At 68.4% G+C, this 20,360-nt stretch carries 17 protein-coding genes; 14 read left to right on the plus strand and 3 right to left on the minus strand.

The genetic code is table 11. The features are described 5' to 3' along the window. The first annotated feature begins 36 nt into the window (after positions 1-36). The 6 genes from J5T34_RS17350 to cheZ all read left to right on the plus strand — a co-directional run bounded on the left by J5T34_RS17350 (position 37) and on the right by cheZ (position 4,395). Positions 37-531: a chemotaxis protein CheW gene (locus tag J5T34_RS17350; RefSeq protein WP_053824406.1), complete on the plus strand. Its 495-nt coding sequence runs from the start codon at positions 37-39 to the stop codon at positions 529-531. A 93-nt stretch (positions 532-624) separates the two neighbouring features. Next, entirely contained in the window at positions 625-1,524 is a 900-nt protein-coding gene (locus tag J5T34_RS17355; protein WP_208581162.1) for a CheR family methyltransferase, read from the plus strand. Further along, a complete protein-coding gene (gene cheD, locus J5T34_RS17360) occupies positions 1,524-2,171 on the plus strand; it encodes a chemoreceptor glutamine deamidase CheD (protein ID WP_208581164.1) in 648 nt (215 codons plus the stop codon). The genes J5T34_RS17355 and cheD overlap by 1 nt, the downstream gene beginning before the upstream one ends. Positions 2,172-2,192: 21 nt before the next feature. Further along, on the plus strand, positions 2,193-3,269 hold the full coding sequence (locus J5T34_RS17365; RefSeq protein WP_208581166.1) for a protein-glutamate methylesterase/protein-glutamine glutaminase: 1,077 nt from the start codon (positions 2,193-2,195) through the stop codon (positions 3,267-3,269). A gap of 81 nt (positions 3,270-3,350) precedes the next feature. Then, positions 3,351-3,746, plus strand: coding sequence for a chemotaxis response regulator CheY (gene cheY / locus J5T34_RS17370; RefSeq protein ID WP_006577576.1), 396 nt, complete (start codon positions 3,351-3,353; stop codon positions 3,744-3,746). A 10-nt stretch (positions 3,747-3,756) separates the two neighbouring features. After that, a complete protein-coding gene (gene cheZ, locus J5T34_RS17375; RefSeq protein WP_208581169.1) occupies positions 3,757-4,395 on the plus strand; it encodes a protein phosphatase CheZ in 639 nt (212 codons plus the stop codon). 85 nt (positions 4,396-4,480) lie between these two features. On the opposite strand, the gene J5T34_RS17380 is transcribed toward cheZ, so the two are convergent. Further along, positions 4,481-6,925 (minus strand): hypothetical protein, encoded by a 2,445-nt coding sequence (locus tag J5T34_RS17380; protein WP_208581171.1) that lies wholly within the window; start codon positions 6,923-6,925, stop codon positions 4,481-4,483. Between the two features lie 22 nt (positions 6,926-6,947). On the opposite strand from J5T34_RS17380, the gene flhB reads away from it, so the two are divergent. Both flhB and flhA read left to right on the plus strand, forming a co-directional pair. Beyond that, entirely contained in the window at positions 6,948-8,090 is a 1,143-nt protein-coding gene (flhB, locus tag J5T34_RS17385; RefSeq protein ID WP_208581173.1) for a flagellar biosynthesis protein FlhB, read from the plus strand. Continuing rightward, positions 8,087-10,174: a flagellar biosynthesis protein FlhA gene (gene flhA, locus J5T34_RS17390; RefSeq protein WP_208581175.1), complete on the plus strand. Its 2,088-nt coding sequence runs from the start codon at positions 8,087-8,089 to the stop codon at positions 10,172-10,174. Before flhB ends, flhA begins: the two co-directional genes overlap by 4 nt. A gap of 71 nt (positions 10,175-10,245) precedes the next feature. Here the strand turns inward: flhA and J5T34_RS17395 are convergent, their stop codons facing one another. After that, entirely contained in the window at positions 10,246-11,952 is a 1,707-nt protein-coding gene (locus tag J5T34_RS17395; RefSeq protein WP_208581177.1) for a hypothetical protein, read from the minus strand. Positions 11,953-11,991: 39 nt separating this feature from the next. Continuing rightward, positions 11,992-12,726: a hypothetical protein gene (locus J5T34_RS17400; RefSeq protein ID WP_208581180.1), complete on the minus strand. Its 735-nt coding sequence runs from the start codon at positions 12,724-12,726 to the stop codon at positions 11,992-11,994. A gap of 273 nt (positions 12,727-12,999) precedes the next feature. On the opposite strand from J5T34_RS17400, the gene flhF reads away from it, so the two are divergent. The 6 genes from flhF to J5T34_RS17430 all read left to right on the plus strand — a co-directional run bounded on the left by flhF (position 13,000) and on the right by J5T34_RS17430 (position 20,013). Further along, positions 13,000-15,507: a flagellar biosynthesis protein FlhF gene (gene flhF, locus J5T34_RS17405; RefSeq protein ID WP_208581182.1), complete on the plus strand. Its 2,508-nt coding sequence runs from the start codon at positions 13,000-13,002 to the stop codon at positions 15,505-15,507. Between the two features lies 1 nt (position 15,508). Further along, positions 15,509-16,363: a MinD/ParA family ATP-binding protein gene (locus J5T34_RS17410; protein ID WP_432207679.1), complete on the plus strand. Its 855-nt coding sequence runs from the start codon at positions 15,509-15,511 to the stop codon at positions 16,361-16,363. A 19-nt stretch (positions 16,364-16,382) separates the two neighbouring features. Further along, on the plus strand, positions 16,383-17,099 hold the full coding sequence (locus J5T34_RS17415; protein ID WP_208581185.1) for an RNA polymerase sigma factor FliA: 717 nt from the start codon (positions 16,383-16,385) through the stop codon (positions 17,097-17,099). After that, a complete protein-coding gene (locus J5T34_RS17420) occupies positions 17,099-17,560 on the plus strand; it encodes a flagellar protein FlhE (protein ID WP_244259024.1) in 462 nt (153 codons plus the stop codon). Before J5T34_RS17415 ends, J5T34_RS17420 begins: the two co-directional genes overlap by 1 nt. A 141-nt stretch (positions 17,561-17,701) precedes the next feature. Next, entirely contained in the window at positions 17,702-18,919 is a 1,218-nt protein-coding gene (gene clsB, locus J5T34_RS17425; RefSeq protein ID WP_208581187.1) for a cardiolipin synthase ClsB, read from the plus strand. Positions 18,920-19,032: 113 nt separating this feature from the next. Next, positions 19,033-20,013, plus strand: a complete 981-nt coding sequence (locus J5T34_RS17430) for a lysylphosphatidylglycerol synthase domain-containing protein (protein WP_244259025.1) — start codon at positions 19,033-19,035, stop codon at positions 20,011-20,013. The last annotated feature ends 347 nt before the right edge of the window (positions 20,014-20,360 follow it).

Below are 20,360 nucleotides of genomic sequence, written 5' to 3' on the forward strand. Positions count from 1 at the left end.
CGGGGACGACAAGGAATCAACAAGGAGCAACACATCATGGCCGGCATCGGACATAGCGATACCCCCGGAAGCGAGGCGGCGGGCCAGGAATTCCTGGTGTTCACGCTCGGCTCCGAGGAATACGGCATCGACATCCTGAAGGTGCAGGAGATCCGCAGCTACGACGGCGTGACGCGGATCGCCAATGCGCCGGACTTCATCAAGGGCGTGACCAATCTGCGCGGCGTGATCGTGCCGATCGTCGACCTGCGCATGAAGTTCCGCCTCGGCAACGTCAAGTACGACCACCAGACGGTCGTCATCATCCTGAACATCGCCGGCCGTGTGGTCGGCATCGTGGTCGACGGCGTGTCGGACGTGCTGACGCTGACCGGCGAGGCGATCAAGCCGGCGCCGGAGTTCGGCGTGTCGGTGTCGACCGAGCATCTGACCGGTCTGGCGACCGTCGAAGGACGCATGCTGATCCTGCTCGACATCGAACGGATGATGACCAGCCCCGAGATGGAACTGATCGAGGGCGAGACCGCCTGAGCGCGGGCGGGCGCCCCCAGCCGCCGCTCGCCTTCGCCAACGCTTCGCCTCATCACGACCCCCGTCGCCACCCACGTCGACCCACCCGCAGACATGACGCCGCATCGAACCCCAGCTCCCCGCGCCGCGGCCTCCGCCATGCCGCCCGCCGCCCTGCGGGACGACGCGCGCGACTTCCTGCTGACCGACCGCGACTTCGACAAGGTGCGGGCGCTGATCCACCGGCGCGCCGGCATTTCGCTGGGCGCGCAGAAGCGCGAGATGGTCTACAGCCGGCTGGCGCGGCGCCTGCGCGCGCTGCAGCTGAACGACTTCGCCAGCTATCTGGCGCTGCTCGAAGCCGACGAGTACTCGGGCGAGTGGGAGTTCTTCACCAACGCGCTGACCACCAATCTGACCTCGTTCTTCCGCGAGGCGCACCACTTTCCGCTGCTGGCCGAGCATGCCAAGCGGATCGGCCGGCCGTATTCGGTCTGGTGCGCGGCGGCGTCGACCGGCGAGGAGCCGTATTCGATCGCGATCACGCTGGCCGAGGCGCTCGGCGAGCGCGCGGCCACCGTACTGGCCACCGACATCGACACGCAGGTCCTGGCCAAGGCCCGTACCGGCGTCTATTCGGCCGACCAGGTTGCGCGGCTGTCGCAGGAACGGCTCAAGCGCTTCTTCCTGAAAGGCACCGGGCAGCGGGCCGGCCAGGTCAAGGTCAAGCCCGAGCTGGCGTCGACGATCGCGTTCGAGTCGCTGAACCTGCTGGCCCCGGACTGGGGCATTCGCGAGCGCTTCGATGCGATCTTCTGCCGCAACGTGATGATCTATTTCGACAAGCCGACCCAGGGCCGCATCCTGGAGCGCTTCGTCCCGCTGCTCAAGCCGCATGGCCTGCTGTTCGCCGGCCACTCGGAGAATTTCTCCTACGTGACGCGCGCGTTCCAGCTGCGCGGACAGACCGTCTACGAGCTGGCGCCCGGCGCTGCCAGGGCCGGAGCCGCCTGATGCAGACGCCGCACCTGCCGGAGGCGATCGCCACCCGCACCTACTTCGACCGCGAGTTCGGCAAGCAGGCCATCAAGCTGCTGCCCAACGAGTATTACGTCACGCGCGACGACGTGGTGCTGACCACGGTGCTCGGCTCCTGCGTGGCCGCGTGCATCCGCGACGAGAAGGCAGGCGTCGGCGGCATGAACCACTTCATGCTGCCGGACGACGAGAACGCCGGGCCCGATCGCGTGCTGTCCGCGTCCATGCGCTACGGCTGCTATGCGCTGGAGGTGCTGATCAACGAGCTGCTGAAGATGGGCGCGCGGCGGGAGCGGCTCGAGGCCAAGGTCTTCGGCGGCGGCGCGGTGCTGGCCAACATGACCACGCTGAACATCGGCGACCGCAACGCCGAGTTCGTGCTGCGCTATCTGAAGACCGAAGAGATCCGGGTCGCGGCGCAGGACCTGCGCGGACCGCACGCGCGCCGGGTCAGCTATTTCCCGCAGACGGGCCTGGCGCTGGTGCGCCGGCTGACGCGCCAGGACGACCAGGCGGTCGTCGAACGCAGCGAACGCGCGCTGGCGCGCGCCATTTCGTCGACGCCGGTACGCGGCGGCGTCGAGCTGTTCGGGCGGCGCGGCGCCGCTTCCACCGTTTCCTGAATTCGAAGGACCCGTTTCGACATGACCGCCGCCGCCAAGATCAAGGTGCTTTGCGTGGACGACTCCGCGCTGATCCGCAGCCTGATGACGGAGATCATCAACAGCCAGCCCGACATGGAAGTGGTCGGCACTGCGCCGGACCCGCTGGTCGCGCGCGAGATGATCAAGCGCCTGAACCCCGATGTGCTGACGCTGGACGTCGAAATGCCGCGTATGGACGGGCTCGATTTCCTCGAGCGGCTGATGCGGCTGCGGCCGATGCCGGTGCTGATGGTGTCGTCGCTGACCGAGCGCGGGTCCGAGATCACGATGCGCGCGCTGGAACTGGGCGCGGTCGACTTCATCACCAAGCCCAAGCTCGGCATCCGCGACGGCCTGCTGGAGTACACCGACACCATCGCCGACAAGCTGCGCGCCGCCTCGCGGGCGCGCCTGCGGCCTGCCGCCGCGCCGGGCGCCCAGCCGGCCGCACCGGCGCCGATGCTGCGCACGCCGCTGCTGTCGACCGAGAAGCTGATCATCGTCGGCGCTTCGACCGGCGGCACCGAGGCCATCAAGGAATTTCTGATGCCGCTGCCGCCGGATGCCCCCGCGGTGCTGATCGTCCAGCATATGCCGGCCGGCTTTACGCGCTCGTTCGCGCAGCGGCTCGACGGCCTGTGCCGCATCACGGTCAAGGAGGCCGAACACGGCGAGCGCGTGCTGCCCGGCTACGCCTATATCGCACCGGGCGACCAGCATCTGCTGCTGGCGCGCAGCGGCGCCAACTATGTCGCCCACCTGTCGCAGGACCCGCCGGTCAACCGGCATCGGCCGTCGGTCGACGTGCTGTTCGACTCGGCCGCCGTGCATGCCGGCAAGAACGCCATCGGCGTGATCCTGACCGGCATGGGCCGCGACGGCGCGCGCGGCATGCTGCGGATGCACGAGGCCGGCGCCTACAACCTGGCGCAGGACGAGCAGAGCTGCATCGTGTTCGGCATGCCGAAGGAGGCGATCGCCGCGGGCGGGGTGCACGAGGTGGTGCCGCTGCCGGCCATCAGCCAGCGCGTGATGGCGCGGCTGGCGACCTTCGGTGCGCGCGCGCAGCGAGTTTGACAGAACGCGGGTGCGTCGCGGCATGCCTGCGCGGCGCGTCCGGATAGACGCAATCATCCACAACCGTATTGGAGCCGTAGAGTGGACAAGAACATGAAGATCCTGGTGGTCGACGACTTTCCGACCATGCGCCGCATCATTCGCAACCTGCTCAAGGAGCTGGGTTTCGCCAACGTCGAGGAAGCCGAGGACGGCGCCGCGGGCCTGGAGAAGGTCAAGGACGGCAGCTTCCAGTTCGTGGTCTCGGACTGGAACATGCCCAATATGGACGGCCTGACCATGCTGCAGGGCATTCGCGCCGATCCGGCGATCGCCAAGACGCCGGTGCTGATGGTGACCGCCGAGGCCAAGAAGGAAAACATCATCGCGGCCGCGCAGGCGGGCGCCAACGGCTACGTGGTCAAGCCGTTTACGGCGGCGACGCTGGACGAGAAGATCACCAAGATCTTCGAGAAGATCGCCAAGGAAGGGGCTTGAGGCAGCCGTTATGTCCACCACGTCGAATATCAATATCGAGTCCGCCGAGCAGATCATCCAGCGTATCGGCAGCCTGACTCGCATGCTGCGCGACAGCATGCGCGAGCTGGGCCTGGACAAGGAGATCGAGCGCGCGGCCCAGGCCATTCCCGATGCCCGCGACCGGCTCAGCTACATCGCCAACATGACCGAGAAGGCGGCCGAACGCACGCTCAATGCGGTCGAGCTGGCGCAGCCGATTCAGGCAGGGCTCGAGAAGCAGGCCGAGGCGCTCGACAAGCGCTGGGAGGACTGGTTTGCGCGACCGGTCGAGCTGGCCGATGCGCGCGAGCTGGTGCTGGACACCCGGGCGTTCCTGACCGATGTGCCGGCACAGGCCCGCGCCACCGGCAGCTACCTGCTTGACATCATGATGGCGCAGGACTTCCAGGATCTGACCGGCCAGGTCATCAAGAAGATGATGGACATGATCCAGACGCTGGAGCAGGAACTGCTGCAGATGCTGATCGACAATGTCCCGGCCGAGCGCCGTGTCGAAAGCGGCCCGACGACCCTGATGAACGGACCGCAGGTCAATCCGGAAGGCAAGCACGACGTCGTGGCGGACCAATCGCAGGTGGACGACCTGCTGGCGAGCCTGGGTTTCTGAAATCTGTCCGGGAACGTGATGGAACGCCTGGCCACCATAGCGGCACAGGTCCGGCCGGGGCATTTCAAAAAAGGCAGCCGTCGCATCAGCCGTCGATGTCCGGGTCCGGCGCCTTCCGTTTGAGAACGTCGCGCGCCATCGGGCTCGGCCGACTGTCCTCGCTCGGCAGCACGCCGGCAAAGCGCTCGCGCACCGGGTCGAACAAGCCCGTCAGGTTGTGCTTTACGCAGGCGTCGGCGAGCCAGTACGCCGCCGAGGCGCACTGATCGGGCTGCAAGGTGCAGATGGCGCCAGCCAGCGCCGGCAGGATCCGGACGGCGTCCCTGATGTCGGTCAGCCGGGTGGCCCGTTCGGCCAGCGTCGTCAACAGCCGGACTTCGTGCCGCCCGCTGCGCGGCAGCTGCATGCCTTCCTCGATCAGCCAGACCATCCTGTCGAAGTGCGCGCAAGGTGCCAGCGACAGCAATACGGCACCGCGGTCGGCCCAGGTCAGCATGCCAAGCAGCTCGGTGAACTGGCGCCGCGCCTGCGGCTCGGCGGTCGGCCAGGTGGCAAACGACACTTCCTGGGGGCGCGCAGCGAGCGGGGTGCCCGCCTCGGGCAGTGCACAACCGGTCGCCAGCTTCTGTGCGATCGCGATAAAGGGCCCGAGCCGTCGGCGCAACGGCAGCTCGACCGCGGCATGGACCATCGCGCGCCACGAGGGCAGGTCGTCGTTGTACACGTGCATCATGGCCGCCAGCAGCGTCGGGCGGTCGTCGTCATCGAGACCGCCGAGCAGCGTCATCAGACGCGGCACCGTGATCGCGGCCGGCAACTCCGGATTCATTTCGCTGTGGAGCACGTCCAGCAGGGGCCGGCACCGCAGCGCCGGGGGCAGCGCCGCCACGCGCTCGGTCAGCGCGAGCCAGCGCTCGACCATGCCGTCCGCATACCCAAGCCGCCGGCCGAGCGCAGCCAGCACGCGCTGCTGCAGCGCGGGCTCGAGACCCTGGGATGCGTCGAATACCGCGATCCATATCGACCGGAAGACCTCGCTGGAGCCGATGCGATGCGCCTGCTCGACGGCACGGGTCAGCACCGGCACGGCCAGCGGGTCGGGCAGCAGCCGGCTTGCCGCCGCCATCAGCGCGATCAGCGGCGCCACGTCGTCGACGAGTTCGTCATGCCCGTCCACGGCGTCGAGCATGGCGGCCATCGCCTCGCTGCGCTGTGCCGGGGTCATCTGATGCGCGATGACGTCAAGGATGCCGCGCCAGCAGGTATCGGCCGGCTCCGCGGCAACATCGCCGTCGGCGGCGGCGCAGAGTTCGTATGCGGCGCCTTTGGCGAGTTCGAGCCAGATCGGCGGCCGCATCGCGAGCGGCAGCGAGCCGCACTCGTGCAGCGTGCCGTGCCACAGCCCGGCGCGCCACGGCATGCCGCCGATATCGACGAACGGCCGCGCGAGCGCCCGCGCCAGCGCGGTCAGCAGCGCGGCGCGCTGATCGGAGCCGCGCACGGTGCGGGCCCGGGCCTGCATGGCATCGAGCAAGCCGCGCCACTGGCCGACGTTCTCGCGCGCGAGCCGGATGGCGAGCGCATCGAGCGTTGCCGTGCACCCGCCCGCAGGCAGGGTCATTGCGAGCTCCAGCCAATCGGCCATACCCCGCAGGCGGAACTCGCCGCCGGGTGCCGACCGGATCCAGTCCGTCAACGGGCCCACGCGACCCGCGCGCGCCAGCGCCAGCACTGCGTCGAAGCTGTCCGCACGCTGCCCCGGTGGCGTGATGGACAGCTTCGACAGCATCGCGCCGAGCGCCCGCTGGCGCAGCTCCGGATGGAGGTGCTGGAGCTGCGCCATCACCGGCAACCGGTGAAGTTGCGCCGGAGCGATCTGCTGGGCGTCGCGCAGCCATCGCTGTAAGGCGCCATTGGCCACGATCCACGGCAGACGCTCGGCAAGCCGGATCGGCGCGGCGAAGTCGCGTTCCAGCGCCGCATGCAGGCGCTTCGAGGCACGGCACAGCGCGACCGTGGCGCCGGCGTCGAGGCGCGCCGCGACTTGCACGAGCACGCACTGGGGCAGCGTGTCGAGCCGGATGCGGCCCGCTTCCGGCGGCACGGCAACGCCATCGGAAGCGGGTGGGGCGGGATGTCGCGACGCGGCGGCGATCGCCGCGCCGGACGACGAGATGACGAAATCGAACGGCATGGTGTCCTCCAGGATCGAGGGGCAGGGAATCGTGAGGAAGCGGGCGGTGAGGAGCAAGGCGGTGAGGAAGCAAGGCGGTGAGGAAGCAAGCCGAAAGAATTTGGCAAGCGCGGACGCGCCGCTTGCGCAAATCGGCTGGCTCCTGCAGATCCGATTGGAAGGTTGGCCAGTGGGGCCGGTCCCGGTCCGGCCGGGCATGCCTGGCTCGTCAGGGTGGGCTCCCCACGTTGCCGGCAGGGCTCTGCCATCGCCCAAATAGCGCCGCAATCCCCCGCCTATTCCCCCTAATACTCCGGCACCCCCGCTCCGATAATCGACCCGGTCGAAGGGCAGCATGCCGCTTCGCCACGGAGCGGCCATGTCCGAAGAAAGCGATCTCGAAAAAACCGAACCCGCCTCACCCCGGCGCCTGGAAAAGGCGCGCGAGGAGGGGCAGGTGGTGCGTTCGCGCGAGCTCGGCACCTTCGTGATGCTGATGGCCGGCGTCGCCGGGCTGTGGGGTCTGGGCGGCATGCTGGGGCGCAAGCTCGATACCGTGATGCGCGCGGCGCTGTCCTTCGAGCCCGCGGTGGCGCACGATCCGGCCCGCATGCTGGCCAGCTTTGCGCAACTGGTGTGGGAATCGCTGCTGGGCGTGCTGCCCCTGCTGCTGCTGTTTGCCGTCGCGGCGCTGCTGGCACCGATGGTGCTGGGCGGCTGGCTGTTCTCGACCAAGTCGCTGATGCCCGATTTCTCGCGGCTGTCCCCGTTCAAGGGACTGGGACGGCTGTTCTCGATGCAGTCGCTGGTCGAGCTGACCAAGGCCGTCGCCAAGTCGCTGCTGGTAGGCGGCGTGGGCTTCTGGGTGCTGTGGCGCCATCTGCCCGATGCGGTGGCGCTGATGAACGCACCGATCCACGAGGCGCTGCTGCGCCTGCTCGAGCTGGTGCTGCTGTGCTGTGCGCTGGCCGCCGGCTCGCTGCTGCTGGTCGCGGCGATCGACGTGCCCTGGCAGTTCTTCGATTACTTCAAGAAGCTGCGCATGACCAAGGAAGAGGTCAAGCAGGAGCACAAGGAAAGCGAGGGCAACCCGCACGTCAAGGGCCGCATCCGTCAGCTGCAACGCCAGATGGCGCGGCGCCGGATGATGGCCGAAGTGCCGAAGGCCGACGTGGTGGTCACCAACCCCACCCATTTCGCCGTGGCGCTGCGCTACGAAGAGGGCCGCATGGGCGCCCCCCGCGTGGTCGCCAAGGGCACCGAGGAAGTGGCCGCGCGCATTCGCGAACTGGCCGCCGAGCATCGCGTGCCGATCCTGTCCGCGCCGCCGCTGGCGCGCGCGCTGCACCGGCATGTCGAGCTGGGCCACGAGATCCCGTCCGGGCTGTACACCGCCGTCGCGGAGGTGCTGGCCTGGGTCTTCCAACTGAAACACTGGCACCACGCCAACGGGCCGCTGCCCGAGGCCCCGACCGGCCTGCCGGTGCCCGATGAACTTGCCGTACCGGAAAGCCGCGCATGAATGCACTGAATTCGCTGTTCCGACTGCCTGCGGGGCAGTCCGCCGGCCAGATGAAGGCACTGGCCGGGCCGCTGCTGATCGTGATGATCCTCGGCATGATGGTGCTGCCGCTGCCGCCGTTCCTGCTCGATCTGCTGTTCACCTTCAATATCGCGCTGTCGATCATGGTGCTGCTGGTCGGCATGTACACGCAGCGCCCGCTGGATTTCGCGGCCTTTCCGGCCGTGCTGCTGTTCTCCACGCTGCTGCGGCTGTCGCTGAACGTCGCCTCCACGCGCGTGGTGCTGCTCGAGGGCCATACCGGCCCTGACGCCGCCGGCAAGGTGATCGAGGCGTTCGGCCACTTCCTGGTCGGCGGCAACTTCGCGGTCGGCATCGTGGTGTTCGCGATCCTGGTGGTGATCAACTTCATGGTGATCACCAAGGGCGCTGGCCGGATCGCCGAGGTTGGCGCGCGCTTCATGCTGGACGCGATGCCGGGCAAGCAGATGGCGATCGACGCGGACCTGAACGCCGGCCTGATCAACGAGGAAGGCGCGCGCAAGCGCCGCGCCGAGGTCGCCCAGGAATCGGACTTCTACGGCGCGATGGACGGTGCCAGCAAGTTCGTGCGCGGCGACGCGATCGCCGGCCTGCTGATCATGTTCATCAACGTCTTTGCCGGCATGGTGGTCGGCATGGTCCAGCACGACCTGGACTTCTCGACCGCGGTGCGCAACTACACGCTGCTGACCATCGGCGACGGCCTGGTCGCGCAGATTCCGGCGCTGGTCATCTCGACCGCCGCGGGCGTCATCGTCTCGCGCGTGTCGAACGAGCAGGACGTCGGCGAGCAGCTGACCGGCCAGCTGTTCTCCGATCCGCGCGTGCTGTACATCACCGGCGGCATCATCGGCCTGCTGGGCATCATTCCCGGCATGCCGCATATCGCTTTTCTGCTGCTGGCCGGGGGCCTGATCTGGTTCGGCACCTATGTCAGCAAGCGCAAGCTGGCCGCCAAGCAGACCGCCAAGCGGGAAGAGCGGGCGCCGGCGCTGGCCAACGAGAACACCGAGGCCACCTGGGACGACGTCACGCTCGTCGATCCGCTCGGCATGGAAGTCGGCTACCGGCTGATTCCGCTGGTCGACCGCGCGCAGAACGGCGAGCTGCTCGGCCGGATCAAGAGCATCCGCAAGAAGGTCGCGCAGGAGGTCGGCTTCCTGGTGCCGGTGGTCCATATCCGCGACAACCTGGAACTGAAGCCCAACGCCTACCGCATCACGCTCAAGGGCGTCGAGATCGGTTACGGCGAGGCCGTGCCGGGCCAATGGATGGCGATCGACCCTGGCCAGGTCAGCGGCACGCTGCCCGGCACGCCGACGCGCGATCCGGCCTTCGGCCTGCCGGCGGTCTGGATCGACAGCGGCATCAAGGAACAGGCGCAGGCGCTCGGCTATACCGTGGTCGACGCCAGCACCGTGGTTGCCACGCATTTGAACCATCTGATCCATCAGCACGCGGCGGAGCTGCTGGGCCGCCAGGAAGTGCAGCAGCTGCTGGACCGCATCGCCAAGGAGTCGCCGAAGCTGACCGAGGACCTGGTGCCCAAGACCATCACGCTGACGGCGCTGCAGAAGGTGCTGCAGAACCTGCTGGACGAAAGCGTGCCGATCCGCGACATGCGCACCATCCTGGATGTGATCGCCGAACATGCGCCGAAGATCAGCGATCCCAACGAGCTGACCGCGCTGGTGCGCATGGCGCTGGGCCGGGCGATCACGCAGCAGTGGTTCCCCAACGGCGCGGACCTGCAGGTGATCGGCCTGGACGCCGGCCTGGAGCGCGTGCTGTCGCAGGCGTTGAACTCGGGCGGGAGCATCGAGCCGGGCCTGGCCGATGCGCTGCTGCAGCAGGCGCAGGGCGCGGTGGCGCGTCAGGAGCAGATGGGACTCGATCCGGTGCTGCTGGTCCCGCATGCGCTGCGGCCGCTGCTGTCCCGCTTCCTGCGGCGAACCATGCCGCAGCTGCGGGTGCTGTCGCATGCGGAGGTGCCGGACAACCGCAATATCCGCATTACCGCGATGATCGGCGGGGCGGGCTGAGGCCGTTCAGAGCAGGTCCTGCATCTGCGCGGGCGCCGTGGCGCGATCAGGGCGCGCTGCGCATACGGCGATTACTCCGGTGCTCCCTTTCGTTTGCGGGCACCCCTGCCACTTGCAATGGCGGCTTCCCTGTCCCCCTCGGGCAGGGCCGCCAGGGACGCGGTCCAGCGATCGTGCGCTGGCTTGTCGTTCTGCAGCAGGCGCTGTATCAGGAAGCCGAGCATGAACGTTGGAGAGGCGCGCGCGTCGGCGGGCAACGCCCTCACGGCGTCTTCCAATCGCGGCAGCAGGGCGCGGGCGTGCGCTTCGTTGGGGCATCGATGTGCCACCACGCTGAGCACGTTGGCCACCACACCAACGCCTTGGTGCTGCAGCGGTACCAGCTTCAAGACTTCTGCGAGCAACCACTGCACGCGCGGGAGGCTCCACGGCAGCGGTTGTTGGCTATGGCGGTTATGCATGCGCGAAAAGGCCAGCAGCACGGTGCCGCGGTCCGCGAGGGGAAGCAGGGTCAGTATCTCCGCGAGCGTGTCGAGGGCGTCCGTGAGCGTGCGCGGCATCCTGGCGCAAAGCGGCCCAGTCGGGTCCGCGGCAACGTCGTCGGATGCAAGGTCAAAGGAGCCGTCCGCCGGGTAGTGGAACAGCAGCTCGGCCAACTTCCTGGCGAGCGGCAGGCGAGCCTGCCGCGGCAGATCGTCCAGCTCGGTGATCTGCGCGCGCCATGTCGGAGGCGTGAAGGGACGCATCGCATTCACCATCCTCGCAAAAAAGGCGCTGCGGTCCTGCACGGGCAATCGTGTCCCGATCCGGGTGAGCCCGGCGAGCCACTCGGGCCCTAGAAATGCCGGGTTGTGTTCGGTGATGGCCAGCAAGACCGGCAGCATGGCGCCGGGGTTCACGGTCGTCTCCACCCGCTCCGCCAGCGCATGCCAGTGGGCGTTCTGGATGGCTTCGGGCAGGTGGTAGATGCCATTGGCGAGATCGCCGTACACGGTCGCTGCATTCGCGTCCGAAACGGAATTGGACGCGAGAAACGCGTCCTCCCACAGCGCGACGGTTTCGGGCAGGTAGTACGGGCCATGCCGTATGACCTGTGCTATCAGGGCTGCGCGGCATTCGCCGGGCAAGGTTGCGGCGGCCTGCAGGATCGCATTCCGGACGGGTTCTTCCAGGCGGTCGTCCTCGATTTCGGCGTTATCCTCGGCAAGCTTGCCGAGAATCATGACAATGTCGCCCCCCGGAAAGTGCGAGCGCACGTAGTCGATGAACAGCGGCCAGCGCGGATGAAGTCGGTCAACGTTTGCGACATCGGCATCTTCGCGATGGACGAACTCGGTGAGTTGGGCGAAGACTTTCGGCTGTGACTGCAGGGGAAGCCTGCGTGAAAGCGAGAAGATCGTATACCAGGACTTCCCCAGTCGGGCCGCGTCCGACCGATGGGCGCCCCAGACCAGCTGCTCCGCAAGTCTCTCCAGCACGTCCGCGTGATCCGCCGGCAGCTCACCGTGAGGACCGGTCGACTCTCGCACCGCCCCGAGCACGATGGCCTGAGCCTGGTCGTATTCGTTCTCGCCGTCCGGCATGTTGTCCGCCATCCGCTCGAGCACCTGGCCGCGCCTGTTCGTTGGCAAGGCGGCCACGATACGAGCCCATTCGCTGACCGGAGGAGCGGGCGTGTCCTTGGTGCCGAACCACGAGAGAAGCAGGCGCACCCGCGCCTGCGGCGGGGCCGCCAGCACCCTGGTCACCAGTTCGCCGTGGCCTTCAGGTTTGCCCATGCGCGCGCGCGCGGGATCCGCCGGCTCGTACAGTGCATCTCACCACGGCCTGGCGGGCGCAGCGAGGTAGGGCGCCAATAGCTGGCGTGACGCTTCCTGAAACTGCACGTGCATGGCTTCGGTGCGCTGGGCGAGGGCATCGAACAGCGCGCGCCGCCGTTGCGCAGGCGCGGCCAGGACATCCAGTATCGCCGCGTGCAGCGCGCTCGGGCCGTTGATCCAGCGGATTCGCGCGCCCAGTCGCACTGGATCGACGACGTCGCGGCGCAATGCCTCGAAGATCGCCGGGGAGCTGCGGCTGAAGGCAAGCGCATCGTTCGGGTGCAAATAGCCCGCGATGTGAACCATGATCTCGTTGGGAAGCAGGCTTAGTTGCAGGACCGCACGGTGCTGTGCCGTCGGTGCAATGCTGGGCTGCCCGGCTTGGGATGGGATCGTGCTGCGCGGCATCGGACCAGAAGGCGCGGTAGTCGCGGAGGAAGACATACTGAGAGGCATGATGAAGGCTCGACAGGATTGGCCGTACGCTGGCAAGGGAGGCGGTGCGCTGCGGGCGCATTGCGGTGCCGGCACGGCGTGGTAGCGGTGAATCGAAAAGCGCGCAGTTTGTCGGGAAAAAACGCCCGCCGCTTCCAAAAACATCGTCTTCGACGAAAACGAGAAGCATCTCAAGCCATCCCGGCGGCCGCAGGGGCCGAAAGAATCGCATCGCGCTGCCGTTAATCCCATCACGACCCGTTCGGCCGCATCCCGGCCCGACAGCAGCGGCGTCATTGCCCAAATAGCGCCGCAATCCTCCGCCTATTCCTCCTAATAGCGCCAGGCCCCCGCTCGGATAATCGAGACGTCGAAGGGGCAGGCTGCCGCTTCGCCGAGCGGCGCGCGCCGGCCGCCCTTTCACCTCGATCGAACCGCTTGCCTTGCCGGCGGGCACAAAGCCGCCGCGCAGACGTTGTTCCGGCCCACAGAGCCGGAGCACCGGAATATCGGAATCGTTGCCATGACCGGCGTTGCCGCGGGAACCCACTGACTCAAGGGTCGCAAGACATGAGCGTAGCCAAATTTGTGGCGGCCAACGGCCGCGAAGCCCTGCGCCAGGTGCGTGAAGCCATGGGGCCGGACGCCGTGGTGCTGTCCAACCGCACCGTCGACGGCGGCGTGGAAATCGTGGCGATGCGCGATACCGATCTGGGTGCGATCTCCGACAGCGCGCCGCAGTTCTACCCGCCTGTGCGCGAGCCGGTCCAGGTCGCGGCCGCCGAGGACATCGACGGCATCCGGGGCGAACTGCAATCGATGCGCGCGCTGATCGAGCGGCAGCTGTCGGGCATCGCGGTCCCTGCCGTGCCGGCCGCCGCTGCCGATCCGCTGCGCGAATCGCTGTTCGAATGGCTGGTCGGCGCCGGCTTTTCCGCGCAACTGGCGCGCACGCTGCTGGCGCGGCTGCCGGCCGGCTACGATCGCCCCGCGGCGATGGGCTGGATCCGCCAGGAGATCGCCAGCAAGGTGCCGGTACTGGCCGACGAAGATGCGCTGTTCGGCCAGGGCGGCGTGCTGGCGCTGGTCGGCCCGACCGGCGTCGGCAAGACCACCACCACCGCCAAGCTGGCCGCGCGCTTCGTGCTGAAGCACGGCGCGGACAAGCTGGCGCTGCTGACCACCGACACCTTCCGTATCGGCGCACACGAACAACTGCGGATCTATGGCGACATCCTTGGCGTGCCCGTGCACGCGGTCAAGGACGCCGCCGACCTGCGCTTCGCGCTCGGCGCACTGTCGCAGAAGCATCTGGTCATCATCGATACCGTCGGCATGAGCCAGCGCGACCGCAATCTGTCCGAGCAGATCGCGATGCTGGCCGGCGTGCCCGCGCCGGTGCAGCGCGTGCTGCTGCTCAACGGCGCCAGCCACGGCGATACGCTCAACGAGGTGGTGCATGCCTACCGCCACGACGCCGCGCCGGGCGCCGGCATCGACGGCTGCATCATCAGCAAGCTGGACGAAGCGACCCATCTCGGTTCGGTGCTCGACGTCGTGATCCGGCATCGGCTGCCGGTGTTCTATGCCTCGACCGGCCAGCGCGTGCCCGAGCATCTGGAACTGGCGCGCGGCGAGGCGCTGGTCGAGCGCGCCTTCCTGATGCCGCGCCGCGGTTCCGTGTTCGCCGATGCGCAGGCCGCGCGTCGCTCACTGGCCGCACAAGGCGGCGACGATGCGCCCGATGCAGGCCAGGGCGCCCGCAACGAAGCGCACGACGTGCTCCGCACGATTGCCGACAGCGGCCATGCCGTGGGCGCCTGCGTCAACGCGCTGCGCGACGGCCCCTATGGATTTGCGCTGCTGCGCGAGCTGTGGTCGGGCCGTGGTGCCCGCACCGAACTGCGTCCGCTGGTGCGCCAGGTCCGCGATGCCGTCTGCCAGGACGCCAGCCGCCATTGCCAACACTTCGTGCTGTCCGCCTCGATCACGCTGCCATGCGCAGTGCCGGGCCGCCGCGCGCCGCAGCCCTGGCAGCACACGCTGTGGCTCGGCGATCGCGACGGCATGCCGTTGATGGCCACCGTCACGCCGCTGGTGCGCACGGCGCAGGCTGGCGGCTGGGATGAAGAGATGGCCGACTGGCGTGCCGCGCTGGCCGCGCGCCGCACCGTCGTGCATTTGCTCGACACGATGCCGGCCGGCGCCGCGCTGCAACGCTGGCAGTCGAGCGGCGAACGCTGGCTGGCCTCGGCGCGCAAGAGCACCCGCGTGCTGTGCGATGGCACGGCATGGAAGCTCGACGCGCTGGCCGACACGCTGACCTTTCACGCGCAGGCCGAACTGCGCTGGCGCGACCGCGACGCGGTGCAATGGATCGCGCAGACCCGGGTGCGCGTGGTCGAAGGACAGGCGCGCGCGGCGCGCAGCGCCGCCACCGAGGGGGGCATCGACGCCGTGCTGCTGGTGGTGCGCACGATCGAGCGAGCCGGCGGCCAGACGCTGGCCGTCGACTATCTGCTGGCCGATCCGGCGCTCGCCGGTGCCGGCGCACAGCTTGCCCAGTGGGCGCGCTGGGGCGAGGCCGCGGCGCTGCAATGCCGCACGCTGCGCCATGCGCTGGACCATCTCGGCCGTCCGGCCGGTACGTCGCCGCAAGTCTTCGACGTCGACGCACTGGTGGCGCTGCAAGCCGGCATGACCGCCTTGCGGCTGGCCCATGCGCCGGACGCAGCGGCGATCGATTGCCTCGCCGGTCTGGCCGGCCGTGCCGCCGCCAAGGATGCGGTGCCGGGCGCCGCCGCACTGCTGGAAGGACTAGGCCGGCTGCTGGCCTTGCTCGACGTGCTGGAGAACTTCCCCGGCCGCAACGCCGCCGCGGCGCCGACTGCCGTGGCCAACGAAAGGAACGGCGCGGTGGACACGATCCCGGTCCCGCAAATCGCGACGGACCCCGTCTTGGCGACGCCGGCCCTGCCGGAATCCGCCCAGCATCTCGCGCAGCGAATGACGCAGACGGCCGCCGGCTTGCCCGCGAACGCGTCCGCGAAGTTCGATCTGGCCGCGCTCGGAGACTGAGTTGAACATGCTTGCCGTCGATCAGGCCGAAAGCCTGCGCCGCATGCTGGCGCCGCGCGCCACGCGCCGCATTGCCGTGCTCGGTTGCGAGCCGGGTGCCGGTGCGACCACGGTTGCACTGGGCCTGGCGCATGCGCTGGCGATGCAGGGCGAGCATGTGCTGCTGGTCGATGAAGACCTGTCGCACGCGCGCGCAACGCGCCTTGCCGGCGCCTCGCCTGCCGGCACGCTGGCCCAGGTGCTGGGCGGCGCCATCGCGGTCGACGCCGCGCTGGGACGCCGCGAACCCGGCATGCCCGCGCTGCTGCCAGGCGACCCGTTGGCCTGGGGTCCGCTGCAGGCGCTGCAGGGCTTTCGCACCGTCGTCAGCGATGCGCGTGTCGGCGCCGATGGGGCGCTGTCGCGCTTCTCCGGCGCGGCGCACAACCTGGTGGTGGTGATGCGGCCCGAGCGCGAATCGCTGACCGCGGCCTACGCCTGCATCAAGCGGCTGCATCACCGCTACGCCTGCCGGCAGTTCGAACTGGTCGTCAACGGCGCCGCCAGCGAAGCGTCGGCGGTCGCGATCGCCGGCAATCTGGCGCGCACGGCCGGCCAATACCTGGGCGTGCAGGCGCGCTGCGCCGGCGTGCTGCCGGCCGACCCGCTGGTGGCGCGCAGCACGGCGCTGGCGCGCGGCGTGGTCGATGCGTTCCCCGGTGCGCCAGCCACCGCGATGCTGCGCCGACTTGCCGCCAGCATCGCTGGCTGGCCCCTTCCATCCGATCCCGAACCGATGCCTGCCACCGGCGCAGCGACCGCTGCCAGAAACGCTTCCCCAAGCGCTGTGCCGCCCGCATCGGCGATGGCCTGCTAGCCCTCACGAGAATTCCACCATGTACACGATCCAGGGAAAGCTCGAACAGACCGACACCGTCCAGACCCATGCGCCGCTGGTACGGCGCATCGCGCTGCAACTGGCGGCCAAGCTGCCGGCCAGCGTGCAACTGGACGACCTGATCCAGGCCGGCATGATCGGCCTGCTCGACGCCGCGCGCCGCTACGAAGACACGCACGGCGCGCGCTTCGAGACCTACGCGAGCCAGCGCATCCGCGGTGCGATGCTCGACGAGGTTCGCGCCAACGACTGGCAGTCGCGCAGTCTGCGCCAATCGACGCGACGGATCGAACGGACCGTGCGCGCGCTGGAGCAGAAGCTCGGCCGCGCGCCGCTGGACTCGGAGGTCGCCGAAGAGCTGGAGATGCCGCTGGACGAATACCAGAGCATGCTCAACGAGGTCTATGGCTGCCAGCTGCTGCACTACGAGGACTTCGAGCGCTCCGGCGAGGAGGATTTCCTCGATCGCCATCTGACCGTCAGCGAGGACGGCAATCCGCTGACGCTGCTGATGGAGAGCGGCATGCGCGGCGCGCTGATCCGCGCGATCGAGCGCTTGCCCGAGCGCGAGAAGCTGGTGCTGTCGCTGTGCTACGACCAGGAGTTGAACCTGCGCGAGATCGGCGCGGTGCTCGAGGTCACCGAGTCGCGCGTGTGCCAGATCCGCAGTCAGGCCATCAACCGGCTGCGCAGCCAGTTGCGCGGGCTGCTGTGATGTCTGGCCGCGTCTCACGCCCGATCGCCGTGCTGCTGTCGATGACGGCGGCCGCGATCGCGCCCGCCGTGGACGCCTCGCCGCTGATCCACACCAACTTCGGCGGCGACTCCCGCCATGCCTGGACCGCGTCGGTGCCGGCGCCGGCGCTGCATGGCCGCGGCGTGCGCGCCTTGTCGGCGCCTATCCTACCCAGCGGCTATCTGACGCAATCGGAAGGGGTGATCACCGCGGTGCGCTGGCGTTACCGTTTTGCCCGGGTGCCACCGCCAAATCTGCAAGCCTATCTCTGTAATGCCAATCGCTGCGTGCTGCTGCCGGGGCCCGAAGGCAAGACCGATGCCTTCCGCGGCGACGATGCCGACAAGGGCTTCGTGTTTGCGTTCCGCATCCCGGGACAGGGGCCGCTGACGCCCGTGCTGCAAGGCCAGGCCAGCCAGGTCACGGTCAGCTATCGCTGAATGGCAACGGTCGCCATGTGCGTCAAGGTGACCCGAAAGTCGCCGTTGTAACGATGTGATTTGCGGTGGTCTTGCCGCCCGGGAACGGGTGGCATTGAATGTGCTTGTTGCCAAACGAGAATATGGCAGCGAGACATCCAAATGAGCCCCAACCGAACCAGCGGTAATCGCATCCGCCTGCTGGAAAACGGCGACGAATATTTCCCGCGTGTGTTCGCCGCGATCGCCGCCGCGCAGACCAGCGTGCTGCTGGAAACCTTCATCCTGTTCGACGATCGCGTCGGCGTGGCGCTGCGCGAGGCACTGATCGCGGCCGCCGCGCGCGGCGTGCATGTGGCGATCACCGTCGACGGCTACGGTTCGCCCGATCTGCCGCCGGAGTTCGTCTCCGGCATGGTCGCGGCCGGCGTGCGCTTCCATATCTTCGCGCCGCGCCGGCGGCTGCTGGGCGTGCGGACCAATCTGTTCCGCCGGCTGCATCGCAAGCTGGTCGCGATCGACGGACGCATCGCCTTCATCGGTGGCATCAACTTCTCGGCGCAGCATCTGACCGACCACGGTCCGCAAGCCAAGCAGGACTACGCGGTCGAGGTGGAAGGACCGGCCGCCCACGAGGTGCATCGCTTCCTCGTGCAGACGCTGCCGCCGGGCGATGTCGACGTGCCCGCGGTACCGCCCGCGCCCCCGGCCGGCACCATGGCAGCCTGGCTGGTCACGCGCGACAACGACGCGCATCCGACCGATATCGAATGGGAGTACCTGCAGGCGATCCGCGCCGCACGGCATCAGATCGTGATCGCCAACGCCTACTTCCTGCCGGGCTACCGTCTGTTGCATGCGATCTGCGAGGCGGCGCAGCGCGGCGTCGACGTGCGGCTGATTCTGCAGGGCAACCCGGACATGCTGTGGGTCAAGCGGATGGCGGACATGCTGTACGCCCACCTGCAGGACGCCGGCGTGCGCATCTTCGAATATTGCGAGCGGCCGCTGCACGGCAAGGTCGCCGTGATCGACCGCGACTGGTCGACGGTGGGTTCGAGCAACCTCGACCCGCTGAGCCTGTCGCTGAATCTCGAAGCCAATCTGGTGATCCGCGACACCGGATTTGCCCGCGAGCTGCGCGCGAACCTCGACACGCTGATGGCGAATGCCTGCCGCGAGATCCCGCCGAACCGCGAGACCCCGCGCGCGCCGCTGCAGCTGGCTGCGACCACCTTGATGTTCCACTTCCTGCGCCGCTTCCCGGCCTGGGCGGGCTGGCTGCCGGCCCACACGCCGAAGCTGGTGGTCGCCACGGCCGAGCCGCCGCGCCGGCCCTGGCGATTTCCGGTGCTGAAGCGGGGCGCCAGCGGGGAATAGAGGACGGCAAGTTCGACGATGGCGATTGGATGACCGCGATTGGATGACTGCAATTGGATGACGGCAGATAGATGACGGCGACCCCACGACGGCAAATCGATGACGGCAACCGGATGACGGCAAGACAGGCGACGCATCCCACGGGAACACGGCGGCGCAGCCGCTGGGCGCAGGTGCGCCGCGTACTGGGCATCGTCTTCGTCGCGCTGGTGGTGGTGCTGGTGGTCAGGAAGCTGGCCGAGGTCGAGTGGGCCGAGGTCTGGGTCACGCTGCAGGAATACGACTTCCGCACGCTGACGCCGGCCGCGCTGCTGGTGATGCTCAGCTACTTCTGGCATTCCGCCTTCGATCTGCTGGGCCGCTGGTATGCGCGGCATCGGCTGTCGTCGCCCCGCGTGCTGGTGATTGCCTTCGTCAGCTATGCCTTCAATCTGAACCTGGGCGCGCTGGTCGGCGGGCTCGGCATTCGTTACCGCCTGTATTCAGGCGCCGGACTGTCGGGCGCGCAGATCGCCTCGGTCTACACGATCGGCGTGGTCAGCAACTGGATCGGCTATCTGGCCCTGCTCGGCGCGGTGCTGGCCGCGCGGACGGTGGTGCTGCCGGTCGAATGGGGGCTGAATGCGACGCTGCTGCAGATCGCGGGCTTTGCATTGCTCGCCGTGGTCGCCGCCTATTTGCTTGCGTGTGCGAAGGCGCGGCGCCGCCGCTGGACCGTACGCGGCCATGCCTTCCATCTGCCGCCGCTGCGCTTCGCGGTGATGCAGTGCGCGCTGTCGATTACGAACTGGCTGACGATCTCCGCCATCATCCAGACGCTGCTGCCGTCGTCGGTGCCGCTGCTGGTGGTGCTGGGCGTGGTGCTGATCGGCAGTATCGCCGGCGCGGTCGCGCATATCCCGGCCGGCCTGGGCGTGCTCGAGACGGTGTTCGTGGTGCTGCTGGGCGACCGCGTCCCGCACCATGCCTTGCTGGCGGCGCTGCTGGCCTATCGGGCGATGTACTACCTGCTGCCGATGTTGCCGGCGATGATCGGCTATTTCCTGCTGGAGGCGCGCGGCCGGCGCGCCAGCACGGTCGAGCCGACCGCGTAATTGAACTTGCTGGGGCTTTTCTCCCCTCTCCCGCTTGCGGGAGAGGGGCGGGGGAGAGGGGCAGGCGGCGGTCGCGATGTCGTCGCCGTTTGAAACCACCTCCCTCTCCCCAGCCCTCTCCCCCGTGAGGGGGAGAGGGGGCACGCATTCGGTGAGGGACAAGCCAAGCGGGAAGACTCGGACGTCGCGGGTTTTCTCCCCTCTCCCCAACCCTCTCCCCCTGAGGGGGAGAGGGAGCACGCAATCGGGGAGGGCAAGCCAAGCGAGAAGACTTGCACGTCGCGGGTTTTCTCCCCTCTCCCGCTTGCGGGAGAGGGGCGGGGGAGAGGGCAGGCGGCGGTCGTTAT

The organism is Cupriavidus gilardii (assembly GCF_017598945.1).
Lineage (GTDB): Bacteria > Pseudomonadota > Gammaproteobacteria > Burkholderiales > Burkholderiaceae > Cupriavidus > Cupriavidus gilardii_E.